The organism is Blastopirellula retiformator (assembly GCF_007859755.1).
GTDB lineage: Bacteria > Planctomycetota > Planctomycetia > Pirellulales > Pirellulaceae > Blastopirellula > Blastopirellula retiformator.
Map to the genome: position 1 here is coordinate 526,410 of NZ_SJPF01000003.1, position 17,293 is coordinate 543,702.

Annotated in this window: 10 protein-coding genes and 1 tRNA gene; 5 read left to right on the top strand and 6 right to left on the bottom strand. The window is 61.6% G+C overall.

Going from position 1 to position 17,293, the window contains the following annotated elements; translation table 11 throughout:
* Positions 1-132: 132 nt before the first annotated feature.
* From Enr8_RS13845 to Enr8_RS13855, 3 genes are all read right to left on the bottom strand, one after another.
* Entirely contained in the window at positions 133-1,518 is a 1,386-nt protein-coding gene (locus Enr8_RS13845) for a hypothetical protein (RefSeq protein WP_146432458.1), read from the bottom strand.
* 186 nt (positions 1,519-1,704) lie between these two features.
* Positions 1,705-2,352, bottom strand: coding sequence for a hypothetical protein (locus tag Enr8_RS25825; RefSeq protein WP_222434871.1), 648 nt, complete (start codon positions 2,350-2,352; stop codon positions 1,705-1,707).
* A 264-nt stretch (positions 2,353-2,616) separates the two neighbouring features.
* Positions 2,617-3,849: an LL-diaminopimelate aminotransferase gene (locus Enr8_RS13855; protein ID WP_146432460.1), complete on the bottom strand. Its 1,233-nt coding sequence runs from the start codon at positions 3,847-3,849 to the stop codon at positions 2,617-2,619.
* Positions 3,850-4,047: 198 nt separating this feature from the next.
* Here Enr8_RS13855 and Enr8_RS13860 point away from each other — a divergent pair, with 198 nt between their 5' ends.
* The 5 genes from Enr8_RS13860 to Enr8_RS13880 all read left to right on the top strand — a co-directional run bounded on the left by Enr8_RS13860 (position 4,048) and on the right by Enr8_RS13880 (position 11,326).
* Entirely contained in the window at positions 4,048-5,244 is a 1,197-nt protein-coding gene (locus Enr8_RS13860; protein ID WP_146432462.1) for an SGNH/GDSL hydrolase family protein, read from the top strand.
* 67 nt (positions 5,245-5,311) lie between these two features.
* Positions 5,312-8,728 carry a PVC-type heme-binding CxxCH protein gene (locus tag Enr8_RS13865; RefSeq protein ID WP_146432464.1) on the top strand — a complete coding sequence of 1,139 codons (3,417 nt, stop codon included), beginning with the start codon at positions 5,312-5,314 and terminating at the stop codon, positions 8,726-8,728.
* A 143-nt stretch (positions 8,729-8,871) separates the two neighbouring features.
* Positions 8,872-9,543 carry a class I SAM-dependent methyltransferase gene (locus Enr8_RS13870; RefSeq protein ID WP_146432466.1) on the top strand — a complete coding sequence of 224 codons (672 nt, stop codon included), beginning with the start codon at positions 8,872-8,874 and terminating at the stop codon, positions 9,541-9,543.
* 170 nt (positions 9,544-9,713) lie between these two features.
* Positions 9,714-10,529: a rhamnogalacturonan acetylesterase gene (locus Enr8_RS13875; protein ID WP_146432468.1), complete on the top strand. Its 816-nt coding sequence runs from the start codon at positions 9,714-9,716 to the stop codon at positions 10,527-10,529.
* Between the two features lie 338 nt (positions 10,530-10,867).
* On the top strand, positions 10,868-11,326 hold the full coding sequence (locus Enr8_RS13880; RefSeq protein WP_146432470.1) for a DMP19 family protein: 459 nt from the start codon (positions 10,868-10,870) through the stop codon (positions 11,324-11,326).
* 641 nt (positions 11,327-11,967) lie between these two features.
* On the opposite strand, the gene Enr8_RS13885 is transcribed toward Enr8_RS13880, so the two are convergent.
* From Enr8_RS13885 to Enr8_RS13895, 3 genes are all read right to left on the bottom strand, one after another.
* Positions 11,968-12,040, bottom strand: a tRNA-Lys gene (locus Enr8_RS13885).
* Positions 12,041-12,227: 187 nt separating this feature from the next.
* Complete coding sequence (locus Enr8_RS13890) at positions 12,228-13,640, bottom strand: DUF1501 domain-containing protein (RefSeq protein WP_146432472.1); 1,413 nt, start codon at positions 13,638-13,640, stop codon at positions 12,228-12,230.
* Between the two features lie 11 nt (positions 13,641-13,651).
* Entirely contained in the window at positions 13,652-17,014 is a 3,363-nt protein-coding gene (locus Enr8_RS13895; RefSeq protein ID WP_146432474.1) for a PSD1 and planctomycete cytochrome C domain-containing protein, read from the bottom strand.
* Positions 17,015-17,293 lie beyond the last annotated feature (279 nt).

The following is a 17,293-nucleotide window of genomic DNA, read 5'->3' on the forward strand; positions in this document are numbered from 1 at the left end:
ATCGCAATCCCCCAGCTTAACTTCTCGGCCACGGTCCGCGAAGGTGGGGGGAAAGCGCTTTCGTCGTGAGAACCTGCACCCAAGGGAGATTAAACCGCCTTACGGCAGGATTGATTTGTCGCCCCGAAGCGATCAGTAGGCTTTGGGACGTTGATCGGGGACTTCCCAATCGCACAATGCCTTCGTCAGGTGATCGCGCGTCTTCTTAAAAAAGACGGCGTCGCGCATTTCGTACGTCTTGTCGGGAAGTTCCTCCCAATGGATTCTGCGCCTGCGACATTGTTCGCAGTAGTCGATCCACTCGCGCGCCGCCTTGTACGAAACCGCTTCGTCCGCCGAGAGCATGCCAAGATAGAGAATCGAGATCCCCTCCTCGCAATGACGATAGTGATACCGCGTGTCGGCAAGCGTAGCCGCCTGCACCTGGCCGAGATAGTTTAGGCTTAATTGACGGTCTGACAGGTCGTAGGCCTGCAAAATCGCCAAGGTCTCTTGCCGGCTCACGGGATCACGTGGATTGAACAACCGCCGCGCCGCAAACCAAGCGGTCCCGCGAAGCCGCGCTGGGCGATTGGGATCGGCGACCGGCGGCAACGCTTGAAGCGCCTCCAGCTTCAACTTGGCTGGCAGATCTTCATAAGCTTTTACCAGGTCGCCCAGTTCCTCGGATAGCGATTGCGGATCGTGGTAGTTCGCCGGCATAGCCCCCAGCCGCACGATTCGCTGCAAGTGGCATTGGTGAAGGCGGCGTTGCTCCGTTTCGTTGAGCTTTTTCGCCTGCAAACGACGCATCGCATTCTTGTAGGCGACCATCGTCGTCGTCGGATGCTCCAACACGCGCCAGCAATGGTCGTACGATTGTTCATAGCTGACCCGCGAGCGAACCTTGTTGTGAATCGCAGGACGCTCGCCCGCCCGCGCCAGGTGCGACTCGCGGAGCACGTTCAAGCACCACGCCGCGTACCAGCCGTCCGAGTCCAAGCAACCGGCGATCAACGCGGCGGTCGCTTCGTCCCCCGATTCGATCTCTAGCAGACGCTTGAACCGGTCGAGACGCAGTTCTTCGCCGCTTTGTGCTGTGCCGATGTCCCCGCCAAACCAAGCGTCCTGTTCCGGCTTGTAACCGTCATGACCGACGACATAGAAGATCCTGGCGCCGACGCGCGGATCTTTTTCCGGACCAAAGTTGGCCTGGCGATAGCGGACCAGGTTGATCCGCATCACCTGGTCTTGCAGTGGTCGGCCCCACATCTGACGTTCGACCTCCAGAACCAGGCGAACGCTGCGGACCGAATTTTCGTCGCGCGGACGAAGCGGAGAGTCGACGATCGGTTCCGATTCTTGAACCGTACCAATGACCAGCGTCGAATCCTGGCGCCATTGCTCGATCGCGTGTTCCTGACTCAGCTCTAGGAAGACGTACGGCTCGGCGTGCAACGACGAGGCGAGCAGAGTCCAGACGATCGCCAGCATCGCGGATGCGACTCCCTTGCGCGGCAGATCTTGCATGCAAGTCATGACGAACTCTTGACGGCTAGGAACGGCGAAAGCCTTCATCGGAGTTGATTATAGAGCATTTCTGCAGAGAAGCACGGCCCAAATGCCGCCGCGCAAGCCGTCGTGTGGCACACCAACAAGACCCCAGCGCAAGAGAAAGGGGGCCGAATGGCATTCGGCCCCCTTTCTCGTTTTGGTGGACGTCGACTATTGGTCGTCGTCTTCTTCTTCCTCGTCATCCAATCCGGGGTACTCGATCCCTTCAATGATCGCATACGCTTCGGCGACGATCTGCGGATACTCAGGCGACTCTTCGATCTCGCCTCGTTTGGACGAGGTGAAGACGATCGCGATCGCCAGCTTCGATTGATTCTCTTCTTTCGGAAGCAAGAAGTGGCACGCTTCCATGTTGAGGACGACGTTCTCTTCCAGCAGCACCGCCGCGCGGGCCGAGGTATCGGAATATGCAGGCAAATTGACGATGCCGGTCGAGAAGATCACTTTCGCGTCGTCTCCGCCGGTCAACTCTTGCACCGCCGGCAACAGAACGGCGATGTTGGTCATGTTCGGGTTTTTGTCGTACTGCGGATCTTCGCTTGCCAGGCCGCGGGTGAAGCTGACGCTCAAGCTAATCGTCGGATTCGCTTTCGAAGTCAATTTGTAGCTGACCTGGTTCTCTTGCTCCTCCAGCTTTTCAAGCTTCCAGCGTCCTTTGGGATAGTTCAGAGTGAAGTCGTCCCACTCTTTACTGACGGCCGGGTAGCCGTAGATTTCGTTTTCTTCTTCCGCACAGAGGGGAGCGGCGAGCAGCGTGCAGAGAGCCAAAGACGCAAACAGACGATTCCAACGAACCATAAAAACGCCTTAAAAACAGGGGGATGGCCAGTCCAGACAAGGCCCAGCCTATCGCGACTTTAGCATGCGGTTTGACGTACGCGCGGGCGCCGCCAACCCAATGCCCAACGTCGCCGGCGACGGTTGTAGCGATTGAGCTTGGCGAATCGTCTCAGCGGCCGCTGCGGAAGGAATAAACGGTCGTTTGCTCTGCAACGCGCGCAAAAAAAAACAGCGGCCGAGCTGAACTCGGCCGCTTTAGAATTTCCAATTGGACGCCTTCGCTTAGAACTCTAGCTGAATCTCTTTCAGCCGCGACTCCGTCTCGGCCATCAGGGCGTCTTCGGCCGCTTCGTCGGCGGCGACGTAGGTGACCGAGAAGCGGAGGAACGCTCCGGCGTCGTCCCATGGCACCGTGCAGATCGAGTGCTCGGTGATCAGGTACTGCGAAGCCGCTTCGCCCGAGTCGAACTTCGGTCCGCCGGCGATTCCCTTCGGGCTCTTGGCGTACAGGAAGTAGGTGCCGCCCGGCATTTCGCATTCAAAGCCGCACCGCTTCAGCATCTCGACCAGCTTCTTCAAGCGGCGCTCGTATTTCGCCTTGGTGCGGCCCGGGATCGACTCGTCGTCGAGGGCCGCGGCGGCCGCATTTTGAATCGCGATGAACTGGCCCGAGTCGCAGTTGTCTTTGACGTCGGAGAAGGCCTGGACCAGCAACGGATTGCCGCAGACCCAACCGATCCGCCAGCCGATCATGTCGAAGCCCTTCGACAGCGAGTGGATCTCAACGCCAACATCCTTGGCGCCGGGGACCGACAAAAAGCTGAGCGGCTCCCCTTCAAAGGTCAGCACGGTGTGAGCCGCGTCTTGGATTACGACGATGTTGTGCTTCTTCGCGAACTCGACCACCTTGGCGTAGAACTCTTTGGTCGCCACTTTGCCGGTCGGGCTGTTCGGATAGTTGATCACCAGCAGCTTGGTGCGGCGGAGGACGTCTTCCGGAATCTTGTCGAAGTCAGGGAAGAAGTCGTTCTCGGCCAACAGCGGCAGACGGAAGACTTCGCCGCCATAGTAACGCGTGTGTGTGCCGGCGACCGGATAACCCGGGACCGTCATCAACGTGACGTCGCCCGGGTTGATGAAGCAGGCGGGCATCATGGCCAGCGCGGTCTTTGATCCGATGCAGTGATTGACTTCGGTGGCTGGATCAAGCGTGACGCCGAACATCCGCTGCATGAACCGCGCAACCGCTTCTTTGAACGTCGCAACGCCGTTGTCGGCGTAACCGCGGTTTTCGGTCTTATTGATTTCGGCCGCCATTACCTGGCGAACCGACTCTGGCGCCATCTCGTCGTTTTCGCCGATGCCGAAGTCGATGAGCTTCCGCTCGGGATGATCGGCCAGGGCTTTGCGCTTGGCCCGCTTGATCTTCTCGAACTTGTAGATTTCGGTCCCTTTGCCATAGTTGGCGCCGCCGATGCGGTCAGCGAAAAGTTGCTGAAAATACGGATCGCTCATCGTGTTATTTGCAGTAGTTCGGAGGTAAAGGGTCGGGGAAATAGAGAACCGTTAACCTACCTTTCTGCGCCAGAGGCGGCAACCGCCCTGGATGTTCGCTCGGCAAGCGTGGCAAACCGCACAAGCGGGAGGTAAACTAGAGCGTGACTTCCCCCGATTGCTCTTCCCCCCCACCCCCGCAAATTCCAAGGATCCGTCGTGATTTCTTCTCGCCCCATCGCCTGGGCAACGGCCTGGGCTGTTGTGACCTTGTGTACCGCCAGCGTCGCCCTGGCCGAATTCCCCCAGAACTGGCAAGACGGGCTGGTCGACGGCGAACGAGTCGTCTTCCTCGGCAACACCTTTGTCGAACGAGAACAGCGCGACGGTTATATCGAGACCGCGCTGACCGCCGCCTACCCCGACCGCAACATCACCTTCCGCAACCTTGGCTGGAGCGGCGACAACGTCTACGGACGGTCCCGGGCCCGCTTCGGCAATGTCGACGAAGGTTGGAAGCACCTCAACGCATCGCTCGACCTGACCAAGCCAACCGCCGTGATCATCTGCTACGGCTCGAACGCCGCCTTCAGTGGCGAGCCGGGACTCGACGACTTTCGCGACGGCTACTCGCGCCTGATCGCCGCCGTGCAAAAGCACACCAAGAAGATCATGCTCCTCTCGCCGCCGCCGCTCGAAGACTTGGGACGCCCGCTACCCGACCCAAGCGCTCAAAACGCCAACTTGGCCAAGTATGGCGCCGCGATTCAAGAGATCGCTTACTACCATCAATGTGCCTACGTCGATCTGTTTGCCGGACTTGGCAAAGAGTTTGAGCCCAGCGTCAGCGGCAACGCGAACTTGACCAGCAACGGCGTTCACCTGACTGAGTATGGCTATTGGGAAGCGGCCCGCGTCATCACCAAGGCGCTCGGCAAGCCGGTCCCGGTCGTGACGCTCGACAAGCCGTCGCTGACGACCAAGGTGCTGCTCAGCGCGGCCGTTTCGCTGCCGGCCAAATCGGTCAGCTACGGCGGCGAAGTGACCGACGTCGCTTCCGACATGATCGTTCGTTCCAACGCGGCTAGCGGCGGAACGCTTCAATTGCGCGTCGATGGCGAGAAGCTGGGAGAAGCTGCCGCCGCGCAGTGGAAGACCGGCGTCGGCGTCAACGTGCCGAAGCTCGCCGACGCGGCCGAATTGCTGCGGAAAGAGATTGTCGCGAAGAACGAACTCTTCTTCCATCGCTATCGCCCGCAGAACGAAACCTATCTCTTCCTCTTTCGCAAGCATGAGCAGGGGAACAACGCGGTCGAAATTCCGCAGTTTGATCCGCTGATCGGCGCCAAGGAAGAAACTATCGCCAAGCTGCGGCAACCGGCCGAGCTGACGATCGCGCTCGCCCCGGTCGAGTAGTCGCCCTCCTTCCGCCCTGCCCCATCTACCGAACATCACCCAATCGTCGACGTGAGACGCTATTCCTATGAAACGCATCGCCGCTTGCCTCTTTACGCTCGCCCTGACCGCCAACGTCTTCGCGCAGCGCGACTTGAAAGACATCCCCGATCCCGATCCGGCCAAAGAGCTGGAGACCTTCCTCATCGCCGACGGTTTTGAGGTCAATCTCTATGCTTCCGACCCGGCGATCGCCAAGCCGATTCAAATGAACTTTGACGCTGAAGGCCGCCTCTGGGTCGCTTCCAGCAGCATCTATCCGCAGATCGAACCAGGCCAGAAAGCGGACGACAAGATCGTCGTGCTGATCGACAAAGACAAAGATGGCGTCGCCGAGACGAGCCGCGTTTTTGCCGATGGCCTGCTGATCCCGACCGGCGTGCTGCCCGGCGATGGCGGCGTCTATGTCGCCAACAGCACCGAACTGCTCCACATGCGCGACACCGATGGCGACGGCAAAGCCGATCAGACTCGCGTTGTCCTCTCCGGCTTTGGTACCGAAGACACCCACCACATTTTGCATACGTTGCGGTGGGGCCATGACGGCAACATGTACTTCAACCAGTCGATCTACATCCACAGCCATGTCGAAACCCCGTACGGCGTTCGCCGGCTCGATGGCGGCGGCATCTGGCGATTCCGGCCAGAGACGATGGACCTGGACGTCCTCTGCAAAGGGTTCGTCAATCCGTGGGGGCATCACTTCAATCGGTATGGCGCCAACTTCGCTACCGACGGCGCTTACATGGAAGGGGTCAACTACGTCTTCCCCGATTCGGTCTTCGTTTCGTCGCCAAATGCCCGCCGGTTGGTCAATGGTTTGAATCCCGGCTCGCCCAAACATTGCGGGCTCGAGATCCTCAGTGGCGGCGCGTTGCCGGCCGATTGGCAAGGGAACTGCATCACTAACGACTTCCGGGCTCACCGCGTTTGCCGCTTCATCCTGGACGAAGAAGGCTCCGGCTATTCGAGCCGCCAAGGCGAAGAGTTGATCAAGACGTCGCACGTTGCGTTTCGCCCGGTCGACGTCAAAATGGGCCCAGACGGCGCGATCTACATCGCCGACTGGTACAACCCGATCATCCAACATGGCGAAGTCGACTTCCGCGACGAGCGTCGTGACCAAACGCACGGCCGCATCTGGCGGGTGACGCGCAAAGACATGACGCCGCTCCAGCGGCAAGAGATCGTCGGCGCGACCGAGCCGGAGCTGTTCGAGATGCTGACCGCCCAGGAAGAATGGGTTCGCCTGTGGGCCAAGCTGACGCTGAAGTCGCGCGGCGCTGATGTGGTGCTGCCCGAACTAGAGCCGTGGGTCGCCAACCTCGACGGCAACGATCCGCTCTACCTGCAGAAGAAGCTCGAGGTGCTGTGGATCTACCAGAACCTGAACATCCCCAACGCCGCGGTCCTGGGCGAACTGCTGGTCTGCGACGATCACAACATCCGGGCGGCCGCGGTCCGCGTCGCGTCGCAATGGGCCGATCGCCTGGCCGATCCGCTGCCGATGTTCGCCGAAGCGGTCACTGATCCGCATCCCCGCGTTCGACTCGAGGCGGTTTGCGCCTTGTCGAAACTGAATAGCCTGGAAGCGACCGAGACGGCGCTGGACGCCCTCGACTATCCGATGGATCGCTTCCTCGACTTCGCCCTTTGGAGCACGCTGAACGAACTTGCGCCTGCCTGGCTGCCGAAGGCGGTCAAAGGCGAGGTTGCCCTGGATAAGGCGCCCGAGAAATGGCTTTACGCCTTCGCCGCGGTCGAATCGGGCGAAGTGGTCGCCCCGGCGCTGTCGCTGCTGAACGCGCCTAACCTGGCCGATGGCGCCCGACGCCAATCGCTCGACCTGGCCGCCCAACGGGGCAACCCAGAGCAACTGCGGAAGCTGCTCGAAATTGTTTTGGACGAAACGGCCAGCACCGATGCCGCTCGCCGCGCTGAATTGCTGACGACCCTCTCTTCCGCCTACGAAAAGCGGAAGGTGAAACCAGCCGGCGATTTGACTTCGGTCGGCGAACTGCTCGACGCCCATAGCGACGCCGTCGCGATCGCCGCCGCCAACGCGGTTGGCTTGTGGCAAGTTGCCGACCTGCGCGACGAGCTGGCCGCCCTAGCGACCGCCGATTCGACCGCCATCCAGCAAGCCGCGCTGAGCGCCCTCGCGCAGTTGAAAGCCCGGGAAGACCTGATCGCCCTGGCCGACAAGTCGGAGAGCCCGCAGCTGCGAGCCGCCGCGACCGCCGCTTTGGTGGGCGTCGTGCCGAAAGCGGCCGCTGCTCGCACGGTCGCCCTGCTGACCGAAGCGAAGCCGTCGGCCGTGGCCGACATTGTCGCCCCTTACCTGATGCGAAAAGGTGGTCAGGCCACGTTGGCCGCCGCGCTTGAAGGCGCCAAGCTGAACGGCGACGTCGCCAAGATGGCGATTCGCGCCGTGCGAACTTCGCCCCAGCCCGAGCAAGGCTTGATCGCTGCGATTGGCTCGGCCGGCGGCGTGGGTCAAGGAGACGCCAAGCAGTGGACCGACGCAGAGTTGGCCGGCATCACCAAGGCGATCCCCGGCGGCGATCCAGCCAAGGGGGAAATGATCTTCCGCCAGGCCGAACTCAACTGCACCAAGTGCCACGCCATCGGCCCGGCCGGCGGCTTGGTCGGCCCGAACCTGATCAGCCTCGGCGCCAGCGCTCAGCCCGACTACGTGGTCGAGTCGCTGCTGCGGCCCAGCGCCAAGCTGAAGGAGAACTACAACTCGCTGATCTTGCTGCTGGATGACGGCCGCGTCGTCAGCGGCATTCCGGTTCGCCGGACCGCCGAAGAGTTGTTCCTACGTGATGCCGAAGACAAGGAAGTCGCCGTCCCGATCGAAGCGATCGAGGAGCAGAAAGATGGGCAGTCGCTGATGCCGGCCGGCGCCGTCGATCAGCTGACGACCGAAGAGATCGTCGACCTCGCCGCGTTCCTGTCGCAGCTGGGTAAGGTCGGTCCGTACTCGATCAGCCCGACGCCAATCGTCCGCCGCTGGGAGGCGCTCGAGTGGACGCAGGCCGCCAGCAACCGCTTGAACCGCACCAGCAGCAACCTCGCCGCCACGGGCGATCCGGCCATGGAGTGGGGCTCGCGCTATAGCAAGGTCGACGGCACGTTGCCGCTGGAAAAACTGCCAAAGTTCCGGCCGCACCGCAACACGCCGCAGATCTCGTTCGTGCGGTTCCAGCTGAATGTCGCCAAGGCAGGCAAGATCACGCTCGACCTGGGTGACGTCACCGGCCTCAAGCTATGGGACGGCCCCAGCCCAACCCCGATCGAACAGCAGATGACCTTCGATTGGCCCCAGGGAGAAAAACAAATCACCCTGGAAATCGACCGCGAAGTCCGCCAGACGCCGATCAAAGTCGAGGTCCTCGAAGCCCAGTCGACCGGCCGGGCCGAACCAATCGGCGGCAAGTAGGTAGAATAGCGGGAAGCGGAAACGGGAAAGCGGATACAATTGCGGCACGGCTCTACGAACCGTGCCGCCCCGCCAATAGTAGCCCGAAGCGCGAGCGAGGGAAATGCGGCCACAAGTTTGCGACGGAGATGCAGTAGCGCACCATGGACAAATCCAACACGGAAGACTCAGCCTACTCCAAGTACTGGGCACGCAAGAAAATGCTCGCCCAAAATGTCCCGGCCTTTCCTGCCAAGCGCTGGTGGGCGACCGACGGATTGTGCGAAATCGAGCAGATCTTCTTTGATCAGATTCGCTCTGCCGAGAGTCTGCTCGACGTAGGCGCTGGCGATCTCCGCGTGATGCGGAAGCTGCAAGCGGCGGGTTTCGACAAGGAGTACCACACGCTCGACATCGGCCAAGAATTCGACCATACCTACGCCAGTTTGGACGAGGTTGAGCGAACCTACGATGCGATCATTTGTCTCGATGTGATCGAGCATCTTACGCTGACCGACGGTTTACATATGCTGTCGCAAATGGCGTCCAAGTTGGCCCCCGGCGGAACGCTGATTGTGCAGACCCCCAACGCCCGATGCGTGCGAAATCCGTGGGGCACCGATATGACTCATCTCCACTGCTACAACATCACCGATCTGTGGGCCTATCTCACATGTCATGATCTCAATGTGAGCGGCTATCGCGTCGTCTTTACGACAGAGCGGCGAAGTTTCTTCCAGAAGATCCATGACAAGGCCTCCGCCTACGTCGCTTCTCGGTTGCTCGGCTGCGACTACGCCGACAATATCGCGTTGCTTGCGACGCGGCCGAAGTAGTCAGTGAATAGTAGCCCGAAGCCCGAGCGAGGGAACTTCGTCCGCAAGCAAACGCCCCTCCTGTGTGGCGACGGGGGCATGCGACTACCCGTCAAGCGGTTGCTATTCTCGCCTGGCGAGCCAAGAATAGCCTTATCGCTAGTCTCGCCCCGCGCTTTAGGATTCGCCCCATGCTTCGCCTCGCTTACGCCGCCGCCTTCTCCTGCGCTCTGCTCTCGCTCAACTTCGCCGCCACCAGCCAGGCCGCGGACGACTCTCTCCCGCGGCTGGTCCTGATTGGCGACTCGACCGTCAAAAACGGCGGCGGCAAGGGAGACGGCGGGCTGTGGGGTTGGGGCCAGGTGATTGACGCCCAATTTGATCCGCAGCAGATTCAGGTCGAGAACCGGGCTCTCGGTGGCCGCAGCAGTCGCAGTTATCTGACCGAAGGGCTGTGGGGGAAGTCGCTCGCCCGGCTCCGCAAGGGAGACTTCGTGCTGATTCAGTTTGGCCACAACGACGGCGGGCAGATGTTCGAAGGCGATCGCCCCCGGGCCTCAATCAAGGGAAACGGCGAAGAGTCGAAAGAGGGGGTCGTCGCCGCCACCGGCAAAGCCGAAACGGTCCACAGCTACGGCTGGTACCTGCGCAAGTATGTCGCCGACGCCAAAGCGAAAGGAGCGACCGCGATCATCCTGTCGCCGGTCCCCCGCGATCGCTGGCAAGATAGCCGCGTCTTGCGAGCCGACCAAGACTACGGCCTCTGGGCTCGCCAAGCGGCCCAGCAATCCGGCGCCTACTTCGTCGACCTGAACGAACTGGTCGCCGCCAAGTACGAAGAGCTGGGCGAAACCAAGGTTGGCGCCGACCTGTTCACCGAAACCGACTGGACCCACACCACCAAACCGGGCGCCGTGATCAACGCCGCCTGCGTGGTGGAAGGAGTGAAGGGGCTAAAGGATTGCCCGCTGAAAAACTACCTGGCCAAGCCGAAGCCGGCCCAATAGAAGCCCGACGCGCGAGCGAGGGAAATGCGGATTGGGGGCAATGACGAGTGTTGAATGCCAAATCAATACCGAATGACTGAATGACGAACCTGTCGGGCCTTAGGATTCCTCGCTCGCGATTGCTTGCTCGCGATTCGCCCCGTCCTCTTCGGCCCAGCGGGCCGACCCAACCTAGCCTAGGGCGAAGTCGCGCCACGCAACGCAGCCCTAGGACGGAATGCACCATCAATCGTTGACGTTGGACACGATTTCGCCTAACGTTCCCGTTGAAGGCGCTCCTCAAAATCGCCGCGCCGACGTTTCATCTGGCAGGCATTGGATCACCAGGCAATTTCCCCATGAACGACGAAGCCTTGCTCGAGCAAGTCAGCGATACCGCCTTCAAGATGCTGAAGAAAGTGGACAACGATCCGACCCAGATCGAAGAGCCTTATCGAACGGTCGCCATCATCTACGCCGCCCAAGGCGTCATCGACAATGGTGGGCTGATTTACTTCTTCGAGAGCGATTGGCCGGGGCAGCCTCCCTATTCTCTGTTCGCCGACGCTTACCAGCGGATCGGGCGAGTCGAAGCGGCCGCGGCGCTGCGGGAAGCGGCCGAGTCGTTTGGGATCACCGAGCCTGAGAAGCATCGCGAGCAGCGTCAGGCCTACATGGATCGTTTCTTGGGAGAGGACGAGGACGACGAGGAGTTCGAAGAGGTCAGCGAGGGAATCCCCTGGAACGACTGCATCTGCGGCGACGAGCAAGTCTGGACCGATCTGGCCGCCTGGGTGCGGAAGAATCCTGCGCCGTAGGTATCGCCCGACGCCCTGCAAAAACGATTGACAAAGCGCACGGATTTCTGGTCGACTTCGGGGTGGTGAGTTGGCGTTGGGCGAGCCAATCGCATGGCGGCGTATCGACGACGCTGCCGCGCGAAAAAAAACGCGCCGACCAGTCCACCGAAGTTTTGTAGACGAACCATCGGCGTCGCTTGGTGGGGTGCAGCGAAGAAAAAAAGTTCGCAGTCCGGTCCACAACGGCGGTCGCAAAAAAAACGAATCTGTCCGGTCCAGTCTCGCGGTTAGCCGGATCGTTGGGCCTGGTATGGAGTTGGCGTGGCGGGCGAAAAAAATGCGCGAGCGAGTCCAGTCGCGCGGCGGACCGAAAAGAGGGAAACAGTCCGGTCCGGTCGGTCGGGCAGGTTTCTCTAGCTTGCCAGGCGGTGCGGAAGTTCGAGGCGGGGAAAATCGGTGCGCGTCGGTCCAGTCCGGCGGTTCGCTATACGGGCATTCGGATGGGATTCGTCCCTGAGAAGACCCGTGGGCATTGGCGACGCGGGCTTTGGGGGGTGATGGTGACCGCTTTTCGCTCGCTCGCGCTGCGGGCTACTATGCCCGGTTGGTATGCGCATGAAAAAAGCCGTAAGTCCTTGCGGGACTCCGGCTTTAGGAAGTGAGGTTGCTGGGGCTCGAACCCAGGACCTACGGATTAAAAGTCCGTTGCTCTACCGACTGAGCTACAACCTCGGGCGGGAAACATGCCAGTTTTTGCGAAATTGGGTGGACCGTCAAGGGGGCGGGCTTCGCCACTGGGCTACAGAATAGAGAAATCAGGGGTTTGCCAGGTTCGCCTTTGCAGCGAATTCCGGAAAAAGGGAGGTTGGGCCTCTGGATTGGGGGGGCGAAGACACGGCTCATAGAGCCGTGGCACACGTTAGGTCAGGATGTCGTGGATGACGTGGCCGTGGACGTCGGTCAGACGCATGTCGCGGCCGCTGAAGCGGAAGGTGAGCTTCTCGTGGTCGACGCCCAAGAGGTGCAGCATCGTGGCGTGTAGGTCGTGGATCATCAGGCGGTTTTCGACCGTCTTGTAGCCGAACTCGTCCGACTTGCCGTAGCGGATGCCGCCTTGGACGCCGCCGCCAGCCATCCAGATCGTAAACGCGAACGGGTTATGGTCGCGGCCGTTGGCGCCTTGGGCGAACGGCGTGCGGCCGAACTCGCCGGCGAAGACGACCAGCGTCGAGTCGAGCAGCCCCCGCTGCTGCAGATCCTCAAGCAGCGCGGCGATCGGCTTGTCGACCGTTTTGGCGTTCTTCTCGTGACCATCCTTGAGGTTGCTATGTTGATCCCAGCGATCGCCGTTGCCCCCGGGGCAAGTCAGTTCGACGAAGCGAACGCCCCGTTCGATCAAGCGGCGCGCGGTCAAGCATTGGCGGCCGTAGAGTTGCGTGTTTTTGAACTCATCGTTGAGCCCGTACATTTCGAGCGTCGCTTTACTTTCGTCGCGCAGGTCCATCAGTTCCGGCACAGCGGTCTGCATGCGATAGGCGAGTTCGTAGTTGCGGATCGCCGATTCGAGTTGGTCATCGCCGCCGCTGTTGGCTTGCGAAACGCGATCGAGCCGCTCGATCAAACCAAGTTTGCTCTTCTGCAAGTCGGCGGTCCGATCGGCGGGGCGAATGTTGGCGACCGGCGGATTGCCGGGATTGAAGATCGAACCTTGATAGGCGGCCGGCAAAAAGCCGCTGTTGAAATTGTCGATGCCGCCCGGCGGGATCAGCCCGGCGTTCAGGACGACGAAGCCCGGCAGGTCCTGGTTGTCGCTTCCCAGGCCGTAGGTCGTCCAGGCGCCCATGCTTGGCCGACCTTGCAAGCCGCTGCCGGTATGCAGGAAGTAGTTGGCGCTGGTGTGTTCCGGAAACTCGGAAGTCATCGAGTGGATCATCGCCAACTTGTCGGCCTGCGTGCCGAGATGCGGAAAGAGGTCGCTGATCGGCAGCCCGCTCTCGCCGTACTGGTTGAACTTCCAGAGACTGGCGAGCGTGGCGCCGTTGTTGTTGAACTGGGTCGGCTCGGTTTTGGTCGGGAACGGCTTGCCGTCGTACTTGGCCAGGGCCGGCTTCGGATCGAAGGTGTCGACCTGCGAAGGTCCGCCGTCCATGTAGAGGAAGATGACGTTCTTCGCCTTGGCGGCGTGATGCGGAGCCGACGCGCTGTCAGACTCGGCGAACGCGGCGTCGCCCAACAGCGCGTGCAGCGCGACCGAAGCGAACCCGCACGAGGCCGACTTCAGCAAAGCGCGACGCGACAGCGGCTGCGAACGAAAACGATGGCAATGCGACATGACGGCTCTGACTAACGGAGGTAAATGAAGTCTTTGACGTTGAACAACGCGTGGGCCAGGTCGCCCCAGATTTCGGGATTGGCGTCAGCCGCCTCCGGCGTCAGCTGCCGTTGCGCGGCTCGCTCGGCGAAGTAGGCGGTCGCCGCGTTCGCTTCCGCTTCGTGCGGCAGGCGACCGAACGCGGTGACGAACATCGCCGCGATTCGATCGGCTCGCGGCTCGGCTTGCGCAGCGACTTGACCGCCCCACCGCTGCGCTTCGGCGTAGATCATGGGATCGTTCAGCAAGATCAGCGCCTGGGCGGGAACATTCGATTGATTCCGCTTGCCGACGGTCGACGCCGGTTGCGGCACGTCGAAGGCGAGCAGCGTCGGCGAGAGGAAGTTGCGGCGGATCGAAAGGTAAATGGTACGGCGGCCATCCCCATCGATCGGCCCGCTCGCCGGGCGACCGCGACCTTGCATGAACTCGGTCAGGTAGGTCGGCACGCTCCGGCCATACATTTGCGTATCGAGCCGCCCGCTGATGGCGAGGACTTCGTCGCGGATCGCTTCGCCGGTCAGGCGGCGGATGCGCATCCGGTGGAGCAGTTTGTTGTTGGGGTCGGCGGTCTCTTCAGGGCCGCCTAGCTCGCTCGACATCGCATAGGTTTGCGTTAGCACGATGCGGCGGATCATTCGCTTCATCGACCAGTCGTCGGCGATGAACTCGTTCGAGAGGTAGTCGAGCAACTCGGGATGGGTCGGCTCTTCGCCCAGCACGCCGAAGTTGTCGACCGAACCGACGATGCCGCGACCCAGCAAGTGATGCCAGAGCCGATTGACGATTACCCGCGAAGCGAACGGATTGGTAGGAGACATCATCTCATGGGCCATTTGCAAGCGACCGCTGCCGAGAGCGTCAAACTCGTGGCTGCCGCCGAACGCGACCGGCAGACCGCGCTTCGCTTCGTCTCCCAGGTTGCGCGTCGCGCCGCGGATCATGACCCGTTCGTTCTCTCCTGAACCGTCCCACATCGCCGGGGCCATGCGCGAGCGGAAACGTATCTGGTCGATCAGCTCGGTCTCCTGGGCCTGGTGGTCGGCGGCGATCTGGCGAAGTTTCATGTCGAGGTCGCGATCATGGTCGAACGCAATCGCCCGGCTTTGCACCAACCAGTCGGCCAACGGCGCGGCCTCGTCTCTAGTCGGGTCGCCGATGGCGGCGGTCGCATCGAGCAGCGAAGCGGCGAACGCTTCGGCGATCGTCTCGTCGGTCAGCGGTTGGTCTTTCAGTTTCGCGGCGATGAACTTGCCGGTGGTCGGCGGGGCGTAAGTCGGACAAGCGTCCCCTTCGGCGACTTGCAGGATCTCCAGCGGCGCGTCTCCGTCGGGAGAGAACTCGAGGTGGATCCGATGCCCCTGATAATCGCGCAGGTCATGGGTGACCCAGCGCGGGCCTTCGGCGGCGTCGAAGTGGAACGACTTGAGCGAGGCGCCATGCAGCGGGCCGTTGATCATCCGGTGCGAGTCGATCACGGCGAAGACATTGCCGCTGCCGCGAACCAGGTAGTAGACGCGACCGTCGGCAAGCTCGAACGTGGGCGTGCGGATGGTGCGGCCCGCTTGTTCCCATTTGCCATGGCGGCCTTGGTCAGGCTCGACGCCGTCGGCTCGAGCGAGCCGATTCCAGCGGGCGTCGCGCACGGCGGCGCCGGCCAAACGAACCCCTTCCGGCATCCCCTTGCCCGAGAGCTGCAATTGGCCGATTCGCTGCGGCGACGTGCCGAAGGCGTAGCCGTTGGTTCGCCACTGGGCTTCGGTTGCGAAATTGAAGTCGATGAGATGTTGGTGATTGGGGAACTCGCCATCAAGCGGCGTGAACGCCAGCGAGTCGAACGCTTCTTTACGCTGATCATCGCCGCTGGTCGCCAGCTTGCCAAACAGGTGAAGCGGGTGTTGCGGCTCGCCGGACGCTTGCTGCAGCTCGCGCACCAGGGGCGAAAGCTGTTCGACCCGCACGCCATGCTCCTGAGCGATCGCGGCTCGATCGGCATCCTTCGTTTGCAACACGGCGATCGCTGCGGACAGCAGCGACTTCCAGTTCGATTGTCGAGCGGCGGCGGCTTCGCGCAGGGCGGCGGTCAGCGTCGTTTGCGTTTGCTGGTCAAGCTTGGCCAACTGGTCGGCGACCTGGTCGTTGTGCGCCATCGTCTCGAAGCGGACCTGACGATACTCGGAGCTTTGCAGGAAACCGAACTGGCGGTAGTAGTCGGCCTGCGAGATGGCGTCGAACTTGTGATCATGGCAGCGAGCGCAGGCGATCGTGAGCGCCATGAACGACTTGCCCATCACGTCGACCATGTTGTCAAAGCGATCGGCCTCGTCCTTGCGAATATCGACCGGCGAGTGGACCCATTCGCCCAGATGCCAGAAGCCGGTTCCCAGGATCGATTCGTTGTAGTGCTGGTCCGGGTGCAACCGCGGCTCTTCCAGCAAGTCGCCGGCCAGGTGCTCGATCACCAATTGGTTGTAGGGCAGATCTTGGTTGAGGGCGCGAATGACGTAGTCGCGGTACTCATGGACGTTGGGGATGTTGTAGTCAAACTCGTGGCCGCGCGATTCGCCGTAGCGCATCAAGTCGAGCCAGTGCCGACCCCATTTCTCACCATAGCGGGGCGAAGCGAGGAGTCGATCGACAACCGTCTCTTTCGCTTGCGGCGATTCGTCCGCCAGGTAGGCGTCGATCTCGGCGGGCGTCGGCGGCAAGCCGATCAGGTCGAATGTGACGCGGCGCAGCCAGGTTCGTTTGTCGGCCGGTGCGTTCGGCTCGAACTTGGCTTGTTCGAGCTTCGCCAGGATGAAGCGATCGATATCGTCCAAGGGCCAATCGGCCTGCGAAACCTTCGGGGGAAGGGGATGCGACAGCGGCTGCCAGGCCCAGTGCTGCGACTTGCGGGCATCGATGTCGAACGCCTTTTTGACGAACTCGGGCGCTTCTTCCTTGGGCCAGGGCGCGCCCATCTTCACCCAGCGAGTGAGGATGGCGATTTCGGCGGCCGGCATCTTGGTGTTGGGAGGCATCTCGTAGAGGTCGTCCCAATTGATCGCGTCGACCAAGAGGCTCTCTGCGGGATTGCCGACTTCGATGGCGGCGCCACTGTCGCCGCCGGTCAGGATCGCGGCGCGAGAATCGAGAAGGAGACTGCCGGCTGGCTCTTCGGCGTCGGCGCTATGGCACTCGTAGCAGTGACGCACCAGCAGCGGACGGACTTCTTTCTCGAAGAACTCGAGGTGGGCGTCGGGAAACTCCGGCGCCGGTTCGGCGGTCTGACCAGGCGTCGCCCAAACGACGGCCAGCGAAACAAACAACGATGCGGCGATGTAGCGCGACATGCGGCAACTCGTCAGGCGGGAGGAAGGGGGAAAAGGAGCGCGGTGGGGATCGGCGGGGGCCGCCGACGCTCCCTCATCGTAGCCGTCGCCAGAGGAGAGGTCAAAGATGATTCGGGGATACAAAAGTAGGTCGCTGGAACTTCTAGCTGCCTGTTGAAAAATGCCCTCGTGGCATTTTCCAACCTCGCCAGGCTCAGAGCGTAGCTCTTCGCGGCTCGCGAAATAACGACTTCCGTCGCTATTTTGGGATCGCATCCCTGCGATCCAGCAGCCCGTTGA